Here is a 22,485-nt window from a genome sequence, read left to right as displayed (position 1 = left end):
TGTTCTATGCCGAATTACTTAGATTTTAATGCTTTAATTTCTTCGGAAAATCAATTTATAGCTGAATTTCCTAATGGAATATCCCTTCACTTAAAGCGGGAAGATTTGCTGCATCCTGAAGTTTCCGGGAATAAATTTAGGAAGCTTAAATACAATATTCTTGAAGCTAAGAAACAAGAAAAGAAAACCTTGTTGACTTTTGGTGGAGCTTATTCGAACCATATAGCAGCTACAGCTGCGGCTGGAAAAATTTCGGGTTTAAATACTATTGGAGTTATTAGAGGAGAAGAATTAGGAGAAGATCTCGAGAAAACTTTAGCTCAAAACAGAACTTTAAATTTTGCTCATTCCTGCGCAATGCAATTCAATTTTGTTTCCCGGGAAGCGTATCGGGAAAAAGAAACATTAGAGTTTCAGCAGAAACTTAATGAAGAATTCGGTGAATTTTATTTGATTCCCGAAGGTGGTACCAATGAATTAGCGATAAAAGGTTGTGAGGAGATTTTAAGCGAGAAAGATAAAGAATTCGACTTTATAGCTGCTTCAGTAGGAACAGGAGGAACACTTTCTGGCTTGATAAATGCCTCTACCGAAAATCAGAAAATACTGGGATTTCCTGCTTTAAAAGGTGATTTTCTTTCCGAAGAAATTAAAAAGTACAGCACTAAGAATAATTGGGAATTAATACTAAACTACCATTTTGGCGGTTATGCTAAGGTAGATTCGCATTTGATAAATTTTATTAATAAATTCAAAGAAAAATATCAAATTCAATTAGATCCGGTATATACGGGAAAATTAGTTTTTGGTATTTTTGACCTGATAAAAACCGGATATTTTCCTTCCGGGAGTAAGATTTTAGCCGTTCACACCGGTGGTTTACAGGGAATCCAGGGAATGAACACACTTTTAAAAAATAAAAAATTGCCTCTAATCACTTTTTAATATGAGAATCAACCGGTTTTTTGTTTTGCTTTTTCTGTCATTATTTGCGGTTTCCTGCGGAAGCAAGAAAAAAGTAGTCACTACTAAAAAAGATTCAAATAGAGAGAATGCTATTGAGTCTGCTGAAAATAGAGTGGTAGAAGGGATGAAGCCTTTAGGAGAAACTCCCAAATTACCACCTGTGAATCCCAGGTTGTACACCGTAGAAGATTATATTAGGGATTTTGCGGCTGTGGCAATGGAAGAGATGCGACTTTACGATATTCCCGCAAGTATTACCCTGGCCCAGGGAATTTTAGAATCTGGTGGAGGTAAAGGAGACCTTACCATGCGGGCCAATAATCATTTTGGAATTAAATGCCACGACTGGAAAGGAGCACGAGCTTATCATGATGATGACGCTCGAGATGAATGTTTTAGAAAATATAAAGACGCACGTTATTCTTACAGGGACCACTCTCTGTTCCTAACAGAAAGAAAACGTTATGCAGATCTATTTGAATTGGACAGAGATGATTATAAAGGCTGGGCTAAAGGTTTGAGAAAGGCAGGTTATGCTACTGATAGACGTTATCCTGATAAATTAATCAGTTTAATAGAGCGTTATAGGCTTTATCAATTTGACGCCACTGTCTTAGAACGGCCTTCCCCAAGTTATACGTACACCCCTGAATCACCCGAGTCGGTTACTTACACGGTTAAAAAAGGCGATACTTTATATGGGATTGCGAAACAGCATAATACCACTGTAGAAGAATTACAGCGATTTAATAATTTAAGAGATACTAATATTTCCGTTGGGCAAATGTTGGTGATTATCTCTTCAGAATAAAAATTTATGATTTATAAAAGAAGTAGTGAATTGTTTGCTTCGGCACAAAAAGTAATTCCCGGTGGGGTTAACTCTCCGGTGAGAGCATTTAAGGCGGTGGGCGGAGAGCCTATTTTTATCAAAAGAGCCGAAGGAGCATATTTGTATGATGAAGATGGAAACAAATTAATAGACTATATAAATTCGTGGGGTCCGTTAATCTTAGGTCACGCGCACAAACCGGTAATTGATGCGGTAATTGATATTGCCAAAAAAGGAACTTCTTTTGGTACACCTACCGAAATTGAAACCAAAATCGCAGAATTAGCGGTAAAAATGGTTCCGAATATCGATAAGATAAGAATGGTGAATTCTGGGACCGAGGCTACCATGAGTGCGGTTAGACTTGCTCGTGGTTTTACTGGAAAAGAAAAGATCATCAAATTTGCCGGCTGTTATCACGGGCATAGCGATTCTTTTCTCATCCAGGCCGGGAGTGGTGCGATTACTTTTGGAACCCCAAATAGCCCGGGAGTTACAAAAGGTACGGCAAAAGATACATTGCTTGCAAAATATAATGATCTTGAAAACGTAAAGTCTTTAATTGAAGCCAATAAAGATGAAATTGCCTGTCTTATTATAGAACCGGTGCCGGGAAATATGGGATGTATTCCTCCAAATAAAGGCTTTTTAGAAGGTTTACGCGAACTTTGTGATCAACACGATATCCTATTGATTTTTGATGAGGTAATGAGTGGGTTTAGGCTTGCTGCAGGTGGTGTTCAGGAACGATTGGGAGTGAATGCAGATATTGCTTGCTTCGGAAAAGTTATTGGAGGTGGTTTGCCGGTTGGTGCTTTTGCTGCCCGAAATGAAATTATGGATTACCTTGCTCCCATTGGTCCTGTTTATCAGGCGGGAACTTTAAGCGGAAATCCTTTAGCAATGGCTGCCGGACTAGCGATGTTAACCGAATTAGATAATAACCGAAGCATTTTTGAAAGTATAGACAAGAAGACCGCTTATCTTCACGAAGGAATAGAAAAAGTACTTTCTGAAAATAAGGTTGCACATACCATAAACCGTATAGGTTCTATGATCTCGATTCATTTTGGGGAAGAGCCGGTGGTAGATTTTGAATCTGCCGCTAAATCAGCACGAAATGGGATTTTCAATAAATTTTTCCACGGAATGTTAGAAAACGGAATTTATATTGCGCCAAGTGCTTTTGAAACCTGGTTTATAAGTGATGCACTGTCCTATGAAGATCTTGATAAAACTATTGAAGCAGTAGATAAAGTTGCTAAAACGCTTTAATTCGTCAAACTAATTTTCGTCCGTTCAGGCGGGTTTATTTCAGGATCTAAGATGATCCGAAATGTTAGAAGCGGAAACAATACAGTTTTACTCGATAATCGAGATTGAATGCTCCGAGGCTTGTCTCGAAATCAAATTATATTTTTCAATTATAATGCTTCGTGAGCTTGCTCCGAAGTAGTTTACTGGAACAATAATTAAAAAAAGATAAAAGCGCCCGAAATCCGGGCACTTTTAAATTACAATTTATTCAAAATTCAAATTAAGCAGCGGGAAGATCGCCTTCCCCTTTTCTTGGTAACATAGATTTTCCCATTAGGTATTTATCTACGTGATAAGCTGCTTCACGGCCTTCAGAAATTGCCCAGACAATTAAAGATTGTCCGCGGCGCATATCCCCTGCAGCAAAAATGTTTGGAACGTTGGTTTGGTAGCTTTCATCACCTTTTATATTGGTTCGGCTATCCAGTTGCAAACCTAATTGTTCACTTAAGGTTTTTTCAGGTCCGGTGAAACCTAAGGCCAAAAGCACCAATTCACAAGGCCATTCTTTTTCTGAACCTGCTATTTCTTGAAGCTGTGGTCTTCCGTTTTCACCTTTAACCCATTCTATATTTATGGTTTTTAAAGCTTTTAATTTTCCTTCTTTATCCCTAATAAATTCTTTAGTATTAATACTCCAGTTACGCTCTACACCTTCTTCGTGAGAAGAAGTGGTCTTTAGCGTAAAAGGCCAGTAGGGCCATGGATTTTCATTATCTCTATGCTCTGTTGGCATTGGCATAATTTCAAAATTCGTGACAGATTTTGCACCGTGTCGGTTAGAAGTTCCTACACAGTCAGAACCGGTATCACCACCTCCAATAACAATGACATTTTTACCTGCAGCCGAATATTCTGCGGTTAGTTCTTTTAATCCGTCAACAACTTCGTTGTTGTTTTTAAGGAAATCCATTGCCTGCATTACACCGTCACCTTCAATACCTTCTATTGGAAGATTACGGCGTTTAGTAGCGCCACCGCAAAGTACTACGGCATCAAATTCTTTAAGTTTTTCAGCTTCATAATTTTCACCTACATGAACCCCTGTTTCAAATTTAATCCCTTCTTCTTTCATAACGTTTACCCGACGATCTATCACTTGCTTTTCCATCTTAAAATCGGGGATTCCGTAACGTAAAAGTCCGCCAATTTTCTTGTCTCTTTCAAACACGGTAACCTCGTGCCCGGCGCGGTTCAATTGTTGGGCTGCTGCGAGCCCGGCAGGACCAGAACCTACAACTGCAACTGCTTTTCCTGTTCGAGATTCTGGAGGTTGGGGTGTAATCCAACCTTCTTTGAATCCGCGTTCTACGATATATTTTTCAATAAGTTCAATCGCAACCGGCGGATCTGTGATCCCGAGAACACAAGCCGATTCGCAAGGTGCAGGGCATAATCTGCCTGTAAATTCAGGAAAATTATTTGTTCCGTGTAAAATTTTAAGTGCTTTTTTCCAGTCGTTTTTATAAACCGCGTGATTAAAATCGGGAATCAAATTCCCAACCGGGCAACCGCTGTGACAAAACGGAATCCCACAATCCATACATCGCGCTCCCTGAACACCTAATTCCTCGGGAGACATTTCTTTAGTAAATTCTTTATAATCTTTAACTCGTTTTTCAACAGCTTCTGTCTCTTCAACCTTACGGTCATATTCCATAAAACCTCTTATCTTACCCATAATTATGCTGTTTTGAGTTCTACTTGTTCTTTTTCCATTTTCTCTTCTTCCATTTTTTGTAATGCTTTTTTAAATTCGGTTGGCATCACTTTTATGAATTTACCGGCATTTTCGTTCCAGTTTTCAAGAATTTCCTTTGCTACATCGCTCTCGGTGTAGCGGTAGTGATTTTCAATAAGTTCTTTTAATTCTTTTTTATTTTCTTCTGAAGGATCTTCTAAACCAATCATTTCCATATTGAAATTATGATGGTCTACAGTAGAATTGTCGGGGTTATAGATATAAGCAATTCCCCCGCTCATTCCGGCAGCGAAATTTCTCCCTATTCTTCCCAGAATTACTGCAATTCCACCGGTCATATATTCACAACCGTGATCTCCAATTCCTTCAATAACGGCTTTGGCACCGGAGTTTCTTACGCAGAAACGCTCACCGCCCATTCCGTTAATATATGCTTCACCATCTGTAGCGCCGTAAAGTGCGACATTACCAATAATGACGTTCTCGTTAGATTTAAAGGATGCTTCCTTGGGCTTTCTTACACTTAAAGTTGCTCCAGAGAGCCCTTTTCCTAAATAATCGTTTGAATTACCATTAATATTCATCGTTAGACCCTTGGTAGCAAAAGCACCAAAACTTTGCCCACCGGAACCGGTGAAATTTAAAGTAAGCGTGCCATTAGGTAATCCTTTTGCCCCGTGAATTTTTGAAATTTCATTACTTAAAATAGCACCGGTTGTACGGTTAATGTTGCTAATTGGGAAATCCAGGCTCATTTTTTCTTTTCGATAAATCGCCGGATGCGCCTGCTTTAATATTTCGAAATCCAGCACGTTTTCAAGATTGTGATCTTGGGTTTCGGTATTATATAGCGGCATATCTTCATCGATCTTCGGCTTATATAGAATATTAGAAAGGTCTAACCCCTGAGCTTTGTAATGTTCTATCGCCCGGTTCATGTCCAGCTTTTGACTCTGGCCAACCATTTCGTTGATATTCCTAAAGCCGAGATCGGCCATAATCTGTCTTAATTCCTGCGCGATGAAATACATAAAATTAATTACGTCTTCAGGAGTACCTTTAAATTTCTTACGAAGTTCAGGGTCTTGTGTTGCGATTCCAACGGGACAGGTGTTTAAGTGGCAGGCACGCATCATAATGCAACCTGAGGCGACAAGCGGTGCCGTAGAAAAACCAAATTCTTCTGCACCAAGTAAAGTAGCAATAGCTACATCACGACCGGTTTTTAATTGGCCATCACACTCAACAACAATCCTGTTTCTAAGATTATTTATAAGTAATGTTTGCTGGGCTTCGGCGATTCCTAGCTCCCAGGGCAGACCTGCGTGTCTAAGCGAGGTGAGGGGAGAAGCTCCCGTACCGCCGTCAAAACCTGAAATAAGAACGACATCGGCTTTTGCTTTTGCCACACCGGCAGCAATAGTTCCCACGCCAACTTTAGAAACGAGTTTAACGTTGATTCTGGCTTCGCGGTTCGCATTTTTAAGGTCGAAGATTAATTGCGCCAAATCCTCGATGGAATAAATATCGTGGTGAGGTGGTGGTGAAATTAATCCTACATAAGGAGTGGAATTTCTGGTTTTAGCAATATCGGGATTTACTTTTGGTCCCGGCAGTTGCCCACCTTCTCCGGGTTTTGCACCCTGAGCCATTTTAATTTGAATTTCTTTAGCGTTGCTCAAATAATTAATAGAAACCCCAAATCTTCCTGAAGCAACCTGTTTTATAGCAGAATTCCTCCAGTTTCCATCAAGATCTTTATGGAAACGCTGCGGATCTTCTCCTCCTTCTCCCGAATTACTTTTTCCCTGCATACGGTTCATAGCAACCGCAAGGTTTTCGTGCGCCTCTTTACTTATGGAACCAAAAGACATGGCGCCTGTTTTAAAACGTTTTACGATCTCTGTCCAGGGTTCTACTTCATCAACTGGAATAGGATTTAAATCACGGAACTTAAACATTCCGCGAAGCGTCATTAAACGTTCGCTTTGGTCGTTGATTAATTTTGAATATTCTTCGTAAGCTTTAGTGCTGTTTTGCTTTACCGCCTGTTGCAATTTAGCCACACTGGCCGGATTAAACATATGTCTTTCTCCGGTTCTTCTCCAGCGGTAATCACCTCCAATTTCCAGATCCAGATCGGTATCTGTTTTCTTTGGAGCAAAGGCGTTTTCAAAGCGTTTTTGAATTTCTTTTTCTACTTCATACAATCCAATTCCCTCAATTCGGGTTGGTGTATTGGTGAAATATTTATCTACAAATTTCTGGTTTAATCCAAGGATTTCGAAAATTTGGGCACCACGATAGGAGTGAAGGGTAGAAATACCAATCTTATTCATAATCTTCACAATCCCTTTTCCAATCGCTACGTTAAAATTCTCTACGGCAACTTCAGGATCATCAACTTCAATTTCCTTTTCTTCGACGAGGCTGTAGATAATTTCATTTACCATATAAGGATTAATGGCGCTGGCACCATAACCGAATAATAAAGCGAAATGATGTGGTTCTCTTGGTTCAGCCGATTCTATTACAATTCCGAAGGAAGATCTTCTGTTGTATTTCTTCACTCGGTGATGCACAAAAGAACAAGCCAAGAGCGAAGGAATTGGCGCTAATTTTGGATCAGCATTTCGGTCTGTAAGAATTATCACATTACATCCATCATCTACTGCATCATTTATTTCGTAAATAATTTCATCGAGTCTTGTTTCGAGTCCATTTAGACCTTTTTCGGCTTCGTACAAAATCGAAATAGAGGCGGTTTTGAAATCGGGATGCTCTATATATTTTATTTTATCCAAATCCTCGTTGGAAATCACGGGATTTTGGATTCTTAATTTCTTGGACTGCTCCGGAATGATATCGAACAAATTTCGGTCTTCCCCAATTGCAAGGCTGATATCGGTTACAATTTCTTCCCTTATTCCGTCTAAAGGCGGGTTTGTAACCTGCGCAAATAATTGCTTAAAATAATTGAATAACAGCTGCGATTTGTCTGAAAGTACCGCCAAAGGAATATCCGCACCCATAGAGCCAATCGCCTCTTTTCCCTGAAGCGCCATCGGGCTAATTATGGTTTTTATGTCTTCCTGTGTATATCCAAAAAGCTTTTGCCTGGTATTGATGTCTATTTTCTCAACCGGGGTTTTATTCCCGGTATAAGCTACTTCAGATAGATTAAGTAAATTCTCGTCTAACCATTTACGATAAGGTCTTTCTGAAATTATTTTTTGCTTTACTTCCTCATCACCAATAATTCGGCCTTCCTGCATATCTACCAGGAACATTCTCCCCGGCTCTAATCTTCCGTGCAATTCAACATTTTCCGGTTTAACCTCTAAAACCCCGGTTTCAGAAGACATAATTACGTAACCATCTTTTGTAAGCGTGTATCTGGAAGGACGTAAACCATTTCTGTCTAATAGTGCACCTATATATTTCCCATCCGTAAATGGAATAGAAGCCGGTCCATCCCAGGGCTCCATAATACAGGCATTATATTCGTAAAATGCTTTCTTTTCATCGGCCATGGTAGGGTTTTTCTCCCAGGCTTCCGGTACCATCATCATAATAGCTTCAGGTAAAGAACGCCCGGTTTGTAGCAACAGTTCCAAAACCATATCCATAGAGGCTGAATCTGATTTTCCTTCCGGAACAATAGGGATAACCTCCTTTAGGTCTTCTCCAAATTTTTCGCTTTCAAAAAGCTCTTCCCTGGCTTTCATTCGGCTTAAATTTCCGCGAAGCGTGTTTATCTCCCCATTGTGACACATATAGCGGAAGGGTTGTGCTAAATCCCAGGTTGGAAAAGTATTGGTGGAAAAACGCTGGTGTACCAAAGCAAGTTTGGTGACAACATCTGGTTCGTTAAGGTCACGGTAATAGATGTTGATATCCTGTGGCATCAACAAACCTTTATAGATAATGGTATTTGTTGATAAACTTGGCAGGTAAAAATATTCTGCTTCAGAAAGTTCTGATTTTTCAATTCTATGTTCGGCGATTTTTCTGGCAGCAAAAAGTTTTGCATTAAAACTTTCATCAGATACATCGTCTCCTTTTCCTATAAAAACCTGTTGTACATTGGGTTCAGTGAGTGAAGCGATGCTTCCCAAACACGCTCTATTCACTGGCACTTCACGCCAGCCAATAAGATTAAGCCCTTGCCCAATAATTTCTTCCTCAAAAATCTCACGACAGATTCTACGCTGATTTTCAGACTGTGGAAGAAAAACCATTCCTACTGCATATTCCTTAAAATCCGGAAGTTTGAATTCACAGGTTTTTTTGAAGAAATCGTGAGGTATTTCAATTAATATTCCGGCACCATCGCCAGTTTTGCCATCTGCACTTACCGCCCCTCTATGTTCTAAGCGAATAAGAATATCTAAGGCTTTATGAATTATATCGTTTGTACGCTTGCCTTTTAGATTACATATAAATCCTGCGCCACAATTATCATGCTCAAATTCGGGTGAATAGAGCCCCTGTTTTTTTAATTTCATGTCCTTGTCGTCCTTAAGTTATCGTCTCAAAATTACCTATTTAGATAAATATTATGAAGCGTTTGTTCCTTAAAGTAAGAAGAAATTCAGTAAAAACAATTAAATTTATTAAAAATGATAATTATGTAATTTGACCCCATTTCTATTATTGATTCTATAAATCAAATATTTGTTTTAGGGCATAAAAAAAGTCCGATTTTAGAAAAACCGGACTTAATTACAATAATTAACAAGAAAATTAATCTTTAAGGATAGCCCTTGAAATTACAATTTTTTGAATTTCTGAAGTTCCTTCGTATATCTGGGTAATTTTTGCATCACGCATTAAACGTTCTACGTGGTATTCTTTTACATAACCATTCCCACCGTGCACCTGTACAGCTTCGGTAGTAACATCCATCGCGGTTTTTGAGGCGTAAACTTTAGCCATTGCACCGGTAAGGTCATAATTACCGCCCTGGTCTTTATCCCAGGCTGCTTTCATTACCAAATGTCTTGAAGCTTCAATTGACGTGTACATATCGGCCAGCTTAAATGCGATAGCCTGGTGATTACAAATTTCGGTGCCAAAAGCTTTACGTTGTTTGGAATAATCTAAAGCCAATTCGTAAGCTCCCGAAGCAATCCCTAATGCCTGGGCAGCAATCCCTATTCTTCCGCCAGAAAGTGTTTTCATAGCGAATTTGAAACCGAAGCCATCTTCGCCAATTCTATTTTCCTTTGGAACTTTAATATCGTTGAAATTTAAAGAATGCGTATCGCTTCCGCGAATTCCCATTTTCTGTTCTTTAGGTCCAATTTCAAAACCTTCGGTTCCTTTTTCTACTATAAAGGCATTAATTCCTTTATGTTTTTTCTCGCGATCGGTTTGGGCAATTACAATATAATAATCGGCTGAATTCCCGTTGGTAATCCAATTTTTTGTTCCGTTTAATAAATAATGATCTCCTTTATCTATAGCGGTGGTGCGCTGTGAAGTTGCATCGCTTCCAGCTTCCGGTTCAGAAAGACAGAATGCTCCAAGTTTCTCCCCGGTAGTAAGTTTAGAAAGGTATTTTTCTTTTTGTTCCTGGTTTCCGTAGGTGTCAAGCCCCCAGCAAACCAGGGAATTATTAACTGACATTACCACAGAAGCAGAAGCATCAATTTTTGAAATTTCTTCCATTGCAAGAATGTAAGATATGGTATCCATACCGCCGCCGCCAAATTCTGGAGAAGCCATCATGCCAAGAAAACCAAGCTCTCCCATCTTCTTCACCTGCTCGGCAGGGAACTCCTGTTTCTCGTCTCTTTCTATCACACCAGGCAATAATTCGTTTTTAGCGAAATCACGCGCGGCATCGCGAATCATTATATGTTCTTCTGTAAGTTTGAAATCCATATTATTATTTTAATTTAGGAAAATCTAATTTTAGTCACCAAAGGTAAAGTTTTGGTGTGTAATTTTCAATTTAGTTTCATTAATTTTACGAATATGAAAAAAGCTAATTACAAAGTTATTGGTGTGATGTCGGGGACATCCTTAGATGGTATTGATATGGTCTATGTTAATTTCGACTTTAAAAACTCCTGGAGTTATAAGATATTAAAGGCTGAAACCATTCCTTATCCCTTGAACTGGCAGGAAACTTTTGCTGCAGCCATTAATTATTCAGACGAACGCTTAGAAGCGCTAAATAAAAAATACACAAATTTTTTAGCCGGAATCATCTCCCGTTTTATTGAAACCCATCATATAATGGATATTGATGCAATTTGTAGTCACGGGCATACTATTAAGCATGAGCCCGAAAATAATTATACTTTACAAATAGGGAATTTACCAGAACTTGCTTATCTCACAGGTCAAACAGTAATTTGCGATTTTAGAGTTCAGGATGTTGAACTGGGCGGGCAGGGCGCACCCCTTGTTCCAATTGGTGATCAGTTGCTTTTTTCAGATTATAAATATTGTCTCAATTTAGGTGGATTCGCAAATATCTCTACCCAAAAAAATGAGGAACGTCTTGCCTATGATATTTGTGCCGTAAATACTGTTTTAAATTATTACGCTCAAAAATTAGGAAAAGAGTTTGACGAAGGTGGGAAACTGGCAGCTTCCGGTAAACTGAATAAAGAATTACTCAAAAAGCTGAATAAGCTGACTTTTTATAATCAAAAACCACCAAAATCCTTAGGCATAGAATGGGTTAAGTCTGAAGTTTTCCCCATTTTGGAAGAATATGCAGAAAACCTTCAGGATATTCTTCATACTTACACTGTTCACGTGTCTCAGCAGATCGCAAAAACGCTGGATGACAATTCCGACTCAAAAGTTTTTATGACCGGCGGCGGAACATTTAATAATTTTTTAATCAGGCTTTTGAAAAAAGAGTCTAATTGCCATTTCACGATTCCTTCAGATGAAATTATAAATTATAAAGAGGCTTTGATTTTCGGATTATTGGGCGTGCTAAAACTTCGAGATGAGGTAAATGTATTAAAATCGGTAACCGGCGCTAAAAAAGATCATTCTTCAGGAGTAATTTACGAGATCTAAACTTTTTGCTGAAAAATTAAAAATATACCTCTTAGTTTATATATTTGCGAAAAATTAGAGTATAAATGAAGGAATTATTAAAATTATACGAAAATAAAGAACCCGAAATAGTTTTTAACTGGAAAGATTCTGAAACCGAAGCCGAAGGTTGGACTGTAATTAATTCTTTACGTGGCGGTGCTGCCGGTGGAGGAACGAGGATGCGTGTAGGATTAGACCAAAATGAAGTGCTTTCTCTTGCTAAAACCATGGAAGTGAAATTCACCGTTTCAGGGCCTCCAATTGGAGGAGCGAAATCGGGAATAAATTTCGATCCAAATGATCCTCGAAAAAAAGGCGTTTTGGAGCGTTGGTATAAAGCTGTTTCCCCATTGTTAAAGAGTTACTACGGCACCGGTGGCGATCTAAATGTAGACGAAATAAATGAAGTAATTCCTATTACTGAAGATTGCGGGGTTTGGCATCCACAGGAAGGCGTTTTTAACGGGCATTTTAAGCCTAGTGAAGCCGATAAAATTAATAGGATTGGACAGTTACGTCAGGGTGTAATTAAAGTTTTGGAAAACACTCGCTTTTCTCCAGATGTTACTCGAAAATATACTGTGGCCGATATGATTACCGGTTACGGCGTTGCCGAATCAGTGAAACATTACTATGATATTTATGGTGGCGATGTTACAAAGAAAAAGGCAATTGTTCAGGGTTTTGGTAATGTAGGTTCTGCAGCAGCGTATTACTTGGCGCAAATTGGCGTTAAAGTAGTTGGAATCATAGACCGTGCAGGTGGTTTAATAAATGAAGACGGATTCACTTTTGAAGAAATTAAAGAGCTTTTCCTTAATAAAGAGGGAAATACTCTTAAGCACGATAACCTGATTCCTTTTGAAGAAATCAACGAGAAGATTTGGGAAATTGATGCAGAGATCTTTGCTCCTTGTGCAGCTTCCCGTTTAATCACGCAAGACCAGATTAATAGTCTTATTGAAAGAAAATTAGAGGTAATTACCAGTGGAGCAAATGTTCCTTTTGCCGATAAAGAAATTTTCTTTGGTTCTATTATGGAATCTACCGATGAAAAAGTTAGCCTTATTCCCGATTTTATAGCAAACTGCGGAATGGCGAGGGTTTTCGCATATTTTATGGAGAGAAGAGTACAAATGACCGATGAGTCTATTTTTAATGATACTTCTATGACCATTAAAAATGCAATTCAAAATACCTACGATCATAATAGTAGTAAAACCAATATAAGTAAGACCGCTTTTGAAGTTGCACTGAAGCAATTGGTATAAATTTTTGATTAATCTTTTAATTTTAGTTGATTGAGATTATTTCTGAAGATCCCGCTTTCGAGCGGGATTTTTTTATGAATAAAAATTATTAAAAATCAGATTCAAAAAATAAAAAATTCCCAATTGGGATAAAGCAGTTTGCACTGCTGATTATTTTACTAAATTTGGATTACAATTAAATCTGGTTTATCACGTTACATTAAAAACCCAATTAGAAACTTATGCTATACTTTTTTCAGCAGGACGGCGTTGCCGAAGCCGCCCAGGAGGCAGAGCCGGTGGTAGAAGAAAAAACCCTGTCTTTATTCGATTTAATGCTTAGTGGAGGCCTTGGAGGCCAAATTATTATTCTTATTTTATTTATCCTTTTGTTCGCTGCAGTTTACATTTACTTTGAAAGGCTTTTTGCAATAAAATCGGCCAGCCAGGTAGATAAGAATTTTATGCTCCAGATAAAAGATAATGTTTTAAATGGGAATATTGAATCGGCTAAAATGCGTTGTGCACAAAGTGATTCTCCAGTAGCGAGATTAACTGAAAAAGGAATTTCCAGAATAGGAAGTCCTTTGGACGATATTAATACCGCTATAGAGAATGCAGGCCGCTTAGAAGTTTACAAACTTGAAAAGAACGTAAGTATTTTGGCAACCATTGCCGGAGCTGCACCTATGATTGGGTTTTTGGGAACTGTTATCGGTATGGTAATTGCCTTTCATGAACTGGCAACAAGTAGTGGCCAGGCTCAAATGGGAGCGCTAGCCGAGGGTATTTATACCGCGATGACCACAACCGTTGCCGGACTTATTGTAGGTATTATCGCTTATATTGGTTATAACCATTTAGTGGTAAAAACCGATAAAGTAGTGCATCAAATGGAAGCTACGGCAGTAGATTTCCTTGACCTGTTAAACGAGCCCGCTTAATATGAATTTGAGAGGAAGAAATAAAGTAAGCCCCGAGTTTAGTATGAGCTCAATGACAGATATTGTGTTTCTGTTATTGATCTTTTTTATGCTTACCTCGCCGGTAATTACTCCAGAAGCTTTAGATCTAATACTTCCAAAAGCCAAAGGGAAAACGACCAGTGTTCAAAATGTAGCGGTGAGCATTACTAAAGACCTTCAATTTTATGTTGACGATGAACGCATTTCACAGGCAGCATTAGAAAGCACCTTAAGGACGAAACTGGCAGGCAAAGAAAAACCAACTATTGTATTAAGGGCAGACGAAGGGGTGCCTATCGAAAAGGCCGTAAATGTTATGGATATCGCAAATCGAAATAGTTACAGAATCGTTTTAGCGGTTAAACCTGAATAAATCTAATTATGTTAGAAACCAAACACGAAAAAAAATCTTTTACCATCACGGTTGTTTTGCACGTGCTGTTAATTGCATTGTTATTTCTGTTGGGTTTTAAATATTTAGATCCACCACCAGAGAGTGGTATTGCTATAAATTTTGGTACATCTGAAGTTGGTTCCGGAGAAGAGCAACCTACCGAGCCGGTAAAATCTGCTCCTCAACAAACCACTGTACCTGAAGCTCAAACACAGCCAGAACCGGTTATAGAGGAAGAAGTTGTAACACAGCAAATGGAGGAAGCTCCGGTGATTCAGGAAAAACAAAAACCAAAGCCGGTAGTAGAAAAAAAACCAGAAAAACCTGTAGAAGAACCACCAGCTAAAAAGCCCGAACCCAAACCAGACCAGTCTACTACCGATGCTATGAGTAGTATTCTAAACGGCCCGGAGCGTTCCGGTACCGAAAGTGGAGGAGAAGGCAACGATAATCAGGCAGGAGATAAAGGCGACCCAGACGGTGACCCTAATGCAAGCTCTTACTACGGAACTGGCTCAGGCCTGGATGGTGATGGTAATTATCGCTTAGGTGGAAGGCGTGCTTTAAATAAAGAAAAATTTGTTCAGGATTGTAATGAATCCGGGATTGTGGTGGTGCGTATTGAAGTAAACCAAAACGGACAGGTAATTAACGCTACACCGGGTGTAAAAGGAACAACTAACAGCGCTGCCTGTTTAACAGATCCTGCAAGAAGAGCGGCGATGGCAACTCGTTTTAATAGCGATAGCAATGCACCTTCTCGCCAGGTTGGAACTATAATTTATAACTTCAAACTTTCTGAATAAGTGGAGGCATATACTAAAACTGTTGAATGGATGTTTCAGCAGTTGCCTATGTACCAAAGAGTAGGTGCGCAGGCATTCAAAAAAGATCTTTCCCGCACCATAAAACTTGCAGAACATTTAGGTAATCCGCATAAGAAGTTTAAGTCAGTTCATATTGCCGGCACCAATGGCAAAGGTTCTACCAGCCATATGTTGGCTTCTGTTTTACAGGAAGCCGGTTTCAAAGTTGGGTTATATACTTCCCCGCATTTAAAAGACTTTCGGGAGCGAATTAAAGTCAACGGAAAATTTATTCTTAAAAAATCTGTAGTAGGTTTTATTAAAGAACACAAAGATTTTCTAACGGAAAATGAACTTTCTTTTTTTGAAATGACCGTGGGAATGGCTTTCGATCATTTTGCCAGGGTAAATGTAGATATCGCTATAATTGAAGTTGGCTTGGGCGGTCGTCTTGATTCTACTAATATTATTACTCCTGAAGTTTCAGTCATCACCAATATAGGATTAGATCACACCGCATTTTTAGGAGATACGTTACCCGAAATTGCGCGTGAAAAAGCCGGAATTATAAAAGATAATATTCCGGTAATAATAAGTGAAAAACAAAAAGAAACTACGGCGGTTTTTACTGAAGAAGTTCAAAAACATAATTCGGAAATTTACTTTGCACAAGATTTAAAACTTCCAAAATATCACACAGATCTAAAGGGTGATTACCAGAATAGGAATATTAAAAGTGTAATTGCTACGGTGAAAGTTTTGCGAGAAAAAGGCTGGGAAATTCCGGAAGAATGTCTTAAAAACGGACTTAATAGCGTAAAACTGCATACCTCGCTACAGGGCCGCTGGGATATTTTAAAGGAAAAGCCTAAAGTAATTTGTGATACCGCTCATAATAGTGAAGGTTTAACTTTGGTCTTCAAACAACTGAAAAAGGAGAAATTTCAGCATCTACACATTGTCTTAGGCGTGGTGAACGATAAAGATTTGAATAAAATTCTTCCTTTATTCCCTAAAACAGCCATTTATTATTTTTCAAAACCAGATGTTCCTCGAGGATTGGAGGCCGAAATTTTACAAGAAAAAGCGTCTGAATTTGAATTGGAAGGTAGATTATTTAGTTCAGTTCCAGAAGCCTACGATGCTGCAGTAGACGCGGCCTTGGATGAAGACCTGGTGTTTGTAGGGGGGAGCACTTTTACGGTAGCAGAAATAATTTAATTTTTTTGAAATTTTTCTTGGTGTAGATTAAAAACTAATCTATATTTGCATCCGCATTCAGGAATAGGGCGCGTAGCTCAGTTGGTTCAGAGCACTTGGTTTACACCCAAGGGGTCAGGGGTTCGAATCCCTTCGCGCCCACAGAAATTCAAAAGGCTTCTATAAAAGGAAGCCTTTTTTTAGCTTAGAGGGTTTAGCTTTTCTCTATAAACTAGAAGGTTAATTTATTGAAATTGGGGGCGCGTAGCTCAGTTGGTTCAGAGCACTTGGTTTACACCCAAGGGGTCAGGGGTTCGAATCCCTTCGCGCCCACTTTTACTCCCAAATCCCTAAGTTCACCTACTTTAGGGATTTTTTATGGTCGAAGCTTTATTGAAAACCTATGTTGCATCTGTAGTCAATCTATAGAAACATTTAATATTAGCAATGACTCTACTATGCCAGGTTTCTCTATTGCTTAAAAAAAAAGAGACTGCCTGATTAGACAGCCTCTTAGTATTATAAATGTTTGTTGACACCTTATAGTTGAAGATAGATTAGTCTTGCTGAAAGCCTAGTTTTCAATCTCTAGGTCAGTTGCCAATTCCAAGCCTTCTTCAACGATATCAAATATATCGGTATTAGAATCTTCACTTATCAGTATTATGCCATCCATATTTTTATTGGCATTTTCCATGTGCTCGTCAGTAACTCCTGCAAACCAGAATGATGGATCAAAAGTGATTTCTGCAATGGCCGATTGATTTTCGGTGAAAATTATGGTTCCTTCCCTTTCTACTTCAAACTCTTCATCTGAATTAAATTCAAAGCGAACCAGGTGAGTGGTTCCATCCGGGGAGGTGTAAGTACCATTTAAAACAACCGAGGGTTCGTCTGTCTCATCAAATAGCTCTACTTCTATTTCCACTTCTTCATAAGTTCCAGCAGGAATCGATATTGCTCTAATGTCCGGTGTCGGAATTCCTGTAGCAAAATCTATCACTATAACTTGTTCAAGTTCGAATTCCACCGTTTCCAAATCATTTTCTGATTCCGCTTCATATTCCAGTTCTGATATGGTAATGAATCCATCGCTAAACACAAAGTTACCTCCTGTAGCTTGTTTGTTAGATGCGGATCTCTCTGCCTGTACGTCAAAAGGTGATGTCACGGTATTAAAATTTACCGATAGGGTAGTTTGTTCCTGCTCTGGTTGCTCTGTAGAGTTATCTGAACTACAGGCAGAAATACCAGCCAAAAGTGTAACTGTGAGTAATTTGGAAAATAATTTTTTCATTTTTTTAGGGTTTAGGTTTAAGTATTACAACTACCCTGCCAACACTCCCCTAAGTAGAAAGAGATGTTTTTAGGAATTAGCAGCTTATATTTTTATAACGAACCTTAATAAAGATTGTTGTGATCAGACCTATAGTAATTCAGTATATTAATTAAACTGATTAAAAAGGTTTAGATAGGTAAAAATTTCTCGATGTAAAGTTTCAATTCTTCACGAACTTTTGAGAATAATACGGTTAGCCTATACAGGCTTATTCTGCTCTAATACAATATAATTGGCTAAATATTGAGCATCTTTTTTAATTCCGCCTAAAGTAGCTGAACCTCGAGTATGCAACCAGGGAAGTCCTATAAAATAAAGTCCTTCAATATTACTTATGCCTTGATGATGTTTGGGGTAGCCGTCTTTGGTAAGTTCCAGGCCTTCTATCCAGCTAAAATTGGGCCTGTAGCCGGTTGCCCAGACGATATTTTTTAAGTCTTCAATTTTTCGATTTTCAGTAACTATAATTTCACCTTTAGCATTTTTGGTTTTTCCCACGGGAATTACGTTGTTTCGTTTCAGAATGCCCTTTACATCAGTTCCGATGATTGGTTGTTTTGACTGACTCAACTTTTTACCTAACCAGGTTTTTCGGCTAAAACTTAGGAAACCGATTTTAGTGAACCACCACCACAATGTTTTTCCTAAAATCTCCTGCGGAAGTACTCGCACATCTGTAGCACCGGAAAAATAGGTGGTTCTATTTGTTTGAGAAACTTCATCCAGGATCTGGAATCCTGAATCTCCCGCACCTACAACCATAGCAGGACCTTCCTGCAATTGTCCCGGGTTTTTATAATAGTTACTGTGAATCTGGAAAACTTCCTCTGAAATCTTTTTTGAAAAGGAAGGCGTGTAGGGAATATGAAATGGTCCAGTGGCAATTACTACATTTTGGGACTTTATTTCCCCGTTTTGATGCTTTAGTATAAAGTAATCTTCCTCTTTAGTAATTTGTTCTACCAGCGTATTTAATCTAACTTCGATATTAAATTCGGCAACATACTTTTTAAAATAATCGGCTACATCCTCTTTGGTGGGATAATAACCTTTTTCTGCTGGGAATTTCATACCGGGTAAATTGTTAAATTCTGAAGGTGTAAAAAGCTTCAATGAATCCCATCGGTTTAACCACGAAGCTCCAACTTCCGTCTCTTTGTCTACCACAATATATTCCTTACCCATTTTATTAAGGTAATAGGCCATCGAAAGTCCAGCCTGAGCGCCGCCAACAATTATAAAGTCCAGCATTAAGTTTAATTTTGATTATAAAGGTAGGCTTTAATTTTTGCTCGTTAAATCCTGCAAAAAGATACAGAATTGCTAATTTTAAATGAAATTTAGTTTATGGAAAAAATAAGACCCTATGTGCTGGCTGAAACCAATTGGAAGCACATTCAAGATGAAGATTTTAGCATAGCGGTTTTGCCCTGGGGAGCTACCGAAGCTCATAATTATCACTTGCCATATGCAACCGATAATATTCTTGCGGAAGAAGCTGCAATAAGCGCTGCAGGGAAAGCCTGGAGAAAAGATGCTAAGGCTGTGATTTTACCTACAATTCCATTTGGAGTTAATACCGGTCAAATGGATGTAAAGCTCTGTATGAACCTTAATCCAAGCACTCAGTATGCGATTTTAAAAGATGTAGCACAGGTTTTAAAGAAACATAAAATCAACAAACTGGTAATTTTAAACGCTCACGGCGGTAATAATTTTAAACAGATGATTAGGGAATTAAGCCTTGAATTTCCAGAGATCTTTGCCTGTTCGGTAAACTGGTGGCAAACTACTGATGCCAAGCCTTATTTTGAAGAACCCGGAGATCACGCGGGGGAGCTTGAAACCGCAGCTGTGATGCATTTAAGACCGGAGTCGGTGTTGCCGCTTGGGGAAGCCGGAGATGGGAAAGCCAAAACGTTTAAGATTAAAGCTTTAAAAGAAGGTTGGGCGAGTGCGCAACGGAAATGGACACAGGTTACCGAAGATACCGGAGTGGGAAACCCTAAAGCTGCAACTGCTGAAAAAGGAAAAGTTTTCTTTGAAAAGGCCACCGATATGATCGCAGATTTCTTTGTAGAATTGCACGCTGCCGATCTTAAAGATATGTATCATTAATTTCTAAAAACGCAATGCTTAAAGCCTTAGCTTATATTTTTGGGTTTTTACTTATAGGTGAGTTAATCACCTATTTTTTTAAAATCCCAATTGCCGGAAACATTCTGGGAATGTTTCTTATTTTCCTGGCTCTACGGCTTAAAATTGTTAAGCTAGAGGATGTAAAACCGGCTTCAGATAAGTTAATAAAATACCTGGTTTTGTTCTTTATTCCCTACGGTGTGGGTTTAATGGTTTATTTTGAAATAATTGCCGATTACTGGCTGCCAATCTCAGTAGCGGTTATCGCCAGCACCGTCATTACGCTTTATGTTTCAGCAATAATTATTGAAAAATTCGGGAAGTAATGCAGGAATTTTTTCAATTACCGGTATTTGGGGTTTTTATAAGTATTATCGCCTTTGCAGGTGCCCGTGAACTTCGGAAGAAATTCAACTATGTGCTGCTGAATCCGGTTCTGGTAGCTATTGTATTTATTATTTCATTTTTATTGATTTTTAATATTGAATTTGAAGATTATAATCGCGGCGGAAAATTTATTAGTTTTTTCCTGGGGCCATCGGTGGTTGCGCTTGGCGTTTTCTTCTATGAAAAATATGAAGAAGTAAAACAGAATTTAAAAGTGTTCCTGCTCTCGGTAGTTGTAGGGGGAATTACCGGGATTTTAACCGTTATTATTTTTCTTTTACTCTTAAAAGTTCCTGGATTTATTATTGAATCACTAGCAGCAAAGTCGGTTACTACACCTATTGCTATTGAAATCACTAAACTTACCGGTGGAATTCCTGAAATTACTGCAGGAATTGTAATCGCCGTTGGAATTTTCGGAAACGCTTTCGGGCCATTTATTCTAAAGAAATTAGGGATTAAAAGCAAAATTGCCATTGGCACCGCTTTAGGAACAGCCGCACATGGGATTGGTACGGCCCGTGCTTTTGAAGAAAGCAAACTAGCAGGTGTTTACAGCGGACTCGCAATGTGTGTAAACGGAATTATCACTGCGCTTATTACTCCATATTTGCTTCAGTTATTCCTTGGGGGTATCTCCTGATTCGTTTTCGTTTTGTTCTGTTTTCTTCTTAAAATATTCAATAATTGAAGGTGCGGTGAATCCGTGAACAACTATAGATATTAAAATAATATAAGCAGTAATCGAGTAAAGTTCATTTTTATGTTCAAATCCTTCAAATTGAACAAAAGCCCAGGCAAGATAAAATACAGAACCAATCCCTTTAATTCCGAGGAAGCTAATGGCGAGTTTATTTTTAAAACTGTCTTTTATTCCAATCATACCAATTAATCCGGCAATGGGTCTAATAATTAAAACAAAGGCGAAAGCGAATGTAATTCCGCGCCAATCGGTTAGGTTTAACATTCCATTAATAATGGAACCACCAAAGAGAATAATCCAAACCACAAGCAGGATGCGCTCTATTTCGTGAACAAAATCATGCATTTTAGTTTTATAATCTCCACTAATTTTTTCGTAATGCCGTAGGCTTAAAGCGGTAAAGAATACCGCGAGAAATCCATATCCGTGTAAAAGTTCTGCGGCACCATAACTAAACAATGTGAGTGATAAAGCGAGGAAACCATCAAAAGTTTTAATGCCGGTGTGTTTATGTATTTTGTCCAGAATAAAACCGATAGCATTCCCAATCGCAAAACCTGCGATTGTTCCAATTATAATTTTCAAAAAAAACTTATCCAGCATCCAATCGGTAAAATCGAAAGCAGCCCAACCTCCGGCTTGGGCCACCAGGACCGCCATATAGGTAAATGGGAACGCCAGGCCGTCGTTTAAACCGGCTTCCCCGGTAAGTGCAAACCTAATTTTTCCTTTGTATTCCTTTTCTCTTTCAGGGTCGTTGAGTTGAGTTTCAGAGGCTAAAACGGGATCGGTGGGAGCAAGAACGGCTGCCAGTAATAACGAGGAGGGCACACTTAAGTAAAGAAAATTTTTCCCCAGGAAATAAGCAGAAATCATACAAAGCGGCATCGTTAAAAAAACTAATAAAAGAGGTCTTTTCCAGGCCTTAAGGCTATAATTATTTCCAATTTTTAAGCCGGCACCCATCAGGGAAATAATCACGATCATTTCAGAAAAATACATAAGCCCCTCATCGTCCCATAATGGATCTGGCCATCCAATAGGTAAATCCAATCCCACTAATAGAAAACCAATTAGTAAAAGAATTATAGGACCGCTAACTTTTATTTTCTTCGAAATGGAAGGGAGCCAGGCCATAATTAGGGTAGTAAACCCAATTCCTGCTAAGATCCAATAGTGCTCTTTCATAGTAAGTTAAAAATAGATCTTTTTAAAAAATTTAGTGCATAGTTTCACAAAACACTAACAGGCATAAATACATATTCTACCTTTTCAGATAAATAATTTTATATTACGGGAGTAATTATTACAGGTTAAACTCCCGTCAATAGGGATAATTTAATGCCTTGAATTCTTATTGATAAATCCTTAGTTATTAGGATGTTTTCCTGTAGATTTGCTCAAAATTAAGTATATA

18 protein-coding genes and 2 tRNA genes are annotated in these 22,485 nt (G+C 38.5%); 14 read left to right on the top strand and 6 right to left on the bottom strand.

Annotated elements, in window-relative coordinates; genetic code table 11:
* Nucleotides 1-6: 6 nt before the first annotated feature.
* Genes LB465_RS15130 through hemL form a run of 3 tightly spaced genes read left to right on the top strand, consistent with a single transcriptional unit; the run spans nt 7 to nt 3,073 of the window.
* On the top strand, nt 7-945 hold the full coding sequence (locus LB465_RS15130; protein ID WP_224470764.1) for a 1-aminocyclopropane-1-carboxylate deaminase/D-cysteine desulfhydrase: 939 nt from the start codon (nt 7-9) through the stop codon (nt 943-945).
* Nucleotide 946: 1 nt separating this feature from the next.
* A complete protein-coding gene (locus LB465_RS15125; protein WP_224470763.1) occupies nt 947-1,777 on the top strand; it encodes a glucosaminidase domain-containing protein in 831 nt (276 codons plus the stop codon).
* A 6-nt stretch (nt 1,778-1,783) separates the two neighbouring features.
* Entirely contained in the window at nt 1,784-3,073 is a 1,290-nt protein-coding gene (hemL, locus tag LB465_RS15120; RefSeq protein ID WP_224470762.1) for a glutamate-1-semialdehyde 2,1-aminomutase, read from the top strand.
* Between the two features lie 262 nt (nt 3,074-3,335).
* Here the strand turns inward: hemL and LB465_RS15115 are convergent, their stop codons facing one another.
* The 3 genes from LB465_RS15115 to LB465_RS15105 form a co-directional block, all read right to left on the bottom strand.
* Entirely contained in the window at nt 3,336-4,796 is a 1,461-nt protein-coding gene (locus LB465_RS15115) for a glutamate synthase subunit beta (RefSeq protein ID WP_224470761.1), read from the bottom strand.
* Nucleotides 4,797-4,798: 2 nt separating this feature from the next.
* Nucleotides 4,799-9,325 carry a glutamate synthase large subunit gene (gltB, locus tag LB465_RS15110; RefSeq protein WP_224470760.1) on the bottom strand — a complete coding sequence of 1,509 codons (4,527 nt, stop codon included), beginning with the start codon at nt 9,323-9,325 and terminating at the stop codon, nt 4,799-4,801.
* 238 nt (nt 9,326-9,563) lie between these two features.
* Entirely contained in the window at nt 9,564-10,706 is a 1,143-nt protein-coding gene (locus tag LB465_RS15105) for an acyl-CoA dehydrogenase (protein ID WP_224470759.1), read from the bottom strand.
* 93 nt (nt 10,707-10,799) lie between these two features.
* Here LB465_RS15105 and LB465_RS15100 point away from each other — a divergent pair, with 93 nt between their 5' ends.
* From LB465_RS15100 to LB465_RS15065, 8 genes are all read left to right on the top strand, one after another.
* The gene (locus LB465_RS15100) at nt 10,800-11,864 is read left to right on the top strand and encodes an anhydro-N-acetylmuramic acid kinase (protein WP_224470758.1); all 1,065 of its coding nucleotides are present in this window, start codon (nt 10,800-10,802) and stop codon (nt 11,862-11,864) included.
* Nucleotides 11,865-11,929: 65 nt separating this feature from the next.
* On the top strand, nt 11,930-13,156 hold the full coding sequence (locus LB465_RS15095; RefSeq protein ID WP_224470757.1) for a Glu/Leu/Phe/Val dehydrogenase dimerization domain-containing protein: 1,227 nt from the start codon (nt 11,930-11,932) through the stop codon (nt 13,154-13,156).
* Between the two features lie 221 nt (nt 13,157-13,377).
* Nucleotides 13,378-14,079, top strand: a complete 702-nt coding sequence (locus tag LB465_RS15090; protein WP_224470756.1) for a MotA/TolQ/ExbB proton channel family protein — start codon at nt 13,378-13,380, stop codon at nt 14,077-14,079.
* A 1-nt stretch (nt 14,080) separates the two neighbouring features.
* Nucleotides 14,081-14,473 (top strand): ExbD/TolR family protein, encoded by a 393-nt coding sequence (locus LB465_RS15085; RefSeq protein WP_224470755.1) that lies wholly within the window; start codon nt 14,081-14,083, stop codon nt 14,471-14,473.
* Nucleotides 14,474-14,481: 8 nt separating this feature from the next.
* A complete protein-coding gene (locus LB465_RS15080; protein WP_224470754.1) occupies nt 14,482-15,300 on the top strand; it encodes an energy transducer TonB in 819 nt (272 codons plus the stop codon).
* Nucleotides 15,301-16,521 (top strand): bifunctional folylpolyglutamate synthase/dihydrofolate synthase, encoded by a 1,221-nt coding sequence (locus LB465_RS15075; RefSeq protein ID WP_224470753.1) that lies wholly within the window; start codon nt 15,301-15,303, stop codon nt 16,519-16,521.
* A gap of 66 nt (nt 16,522-16,587) precedes the next feature.
* Nucleotides 16,588-16,662 (top strand) — tRNA-Val (locus tag LB465_RS15070).
* 96 nt (nt 16,663-16,758) lie between these two features.
* Nucleotides 16,759-16,833, top strand: a tRNA-Val gene (locus LB465_RS15065).
* A 241-nt stretch (nt 16,834-17,074) separates the two neighbouring features.
* On the opposite strand, the gene LB465_RS15060 is transcribed toward LB465_RS15065, so the two are convergent.
* Nucleotides 17,075-17,797: a hypothetical protein gene (locus LB465_RS15060; RefSeq protein WP_224470752.1), complete on the bottom strand. Its 723-nt coding sequence runs from the start codon at nt 17,795-17,797 to the stop codon at nt 17,075-17,077.
* A 240-nt stretch (nt 17,798-18,037) separates the two neighbouring features.
* Entirely contained in the window at nt 18,038-19,090 is a 1,053-nt protein-coding gene (locus LB465_RS15055; RefSeq protein WP_224470751.1) for a flavin-containing monooxygenase, read from the bottom strand.
* Nucleotides 19,091-19,186: 96 nt separating this feature from the next.
* On the opposite strand from LB465_RS15055, the gene LB465_RS15050 reads away from it, so the two are divergent.
* The 3 genes from LB465_RS15050 to LB465_RS15040 are packed head-to-tail and all read left to right on the top strand — an operon-like array spanning nt 19,187 to nt 21,008.
* The gene (locus LB465_RS15050; RefSeq protein WP_237690534.1) at nt 19,187-19,957 is read left to right on the top strand and encodes a creatininase family protein; all 771 of its coding nucleotides are present in this window, start codon (nt 19,187-19,189) and stop codon (nt 19,955-19,957) included.
* 14 nt (nt 19,958-19,971) lie between these two features.
* Nucleotides 19,972-20,304 carry a CidA/LrgA family protein gene (locus tag LB465_RS15045; protein ID WP_224470750.1) on the top strand — a complete coding sequence of 111 codons (333 nt, stop codon included), beginning with the start codon at nt 19,972-19,974 and terminating at the stop codon, nt 20,302-20,304.
* Entirely contained in the window at nt 20,304-21,008 is a 705-nt protein-coding gene (locus tag LB465_RS15040; protein ID WP_224470749.1) for an LrgB family protein, read from the top strand. Before LB465_RS15045 ends, LB465_RS15040 begins: the two co-directional genes overlap by 1 nt.
* On the opposite strand, the gene LB465_RS15035 is transcribed toward LB465_RS15040, so the two are convergent.
* Nucleotides 20,985-22,256, bottom strand: a complete 1,272-nt coding sequence (locus tag LB465_RS15035; protein WP_224470748.1) for a cation:proton antiporter — start codon at nt 22,254-22,256, stop codon at nt 20,985-20,987. The two genes, LB465_RS15040 and LB465_RS15035, sit on opposite strands and share 24 nt — an antisense overlap.
* Nucleotides 22,257-22,485: the final 229 nt, after the last annotated feature.

Origin of the sequence: Salegentibacter lacus, from assembly GCF_020164555.1 — a bacterium.
GTDB lineage: Bacteria > Bacteroidota > Bacteroidia > Flavobacteriales > Flavobacteriaceae > Salegentibacter > Salegentibacter lacus.
The sequence above is the reverse complement of the archived record's forward strand: the minus strand, read 5'-3'. Positions and strand labels throughout refer to the sequence as shown.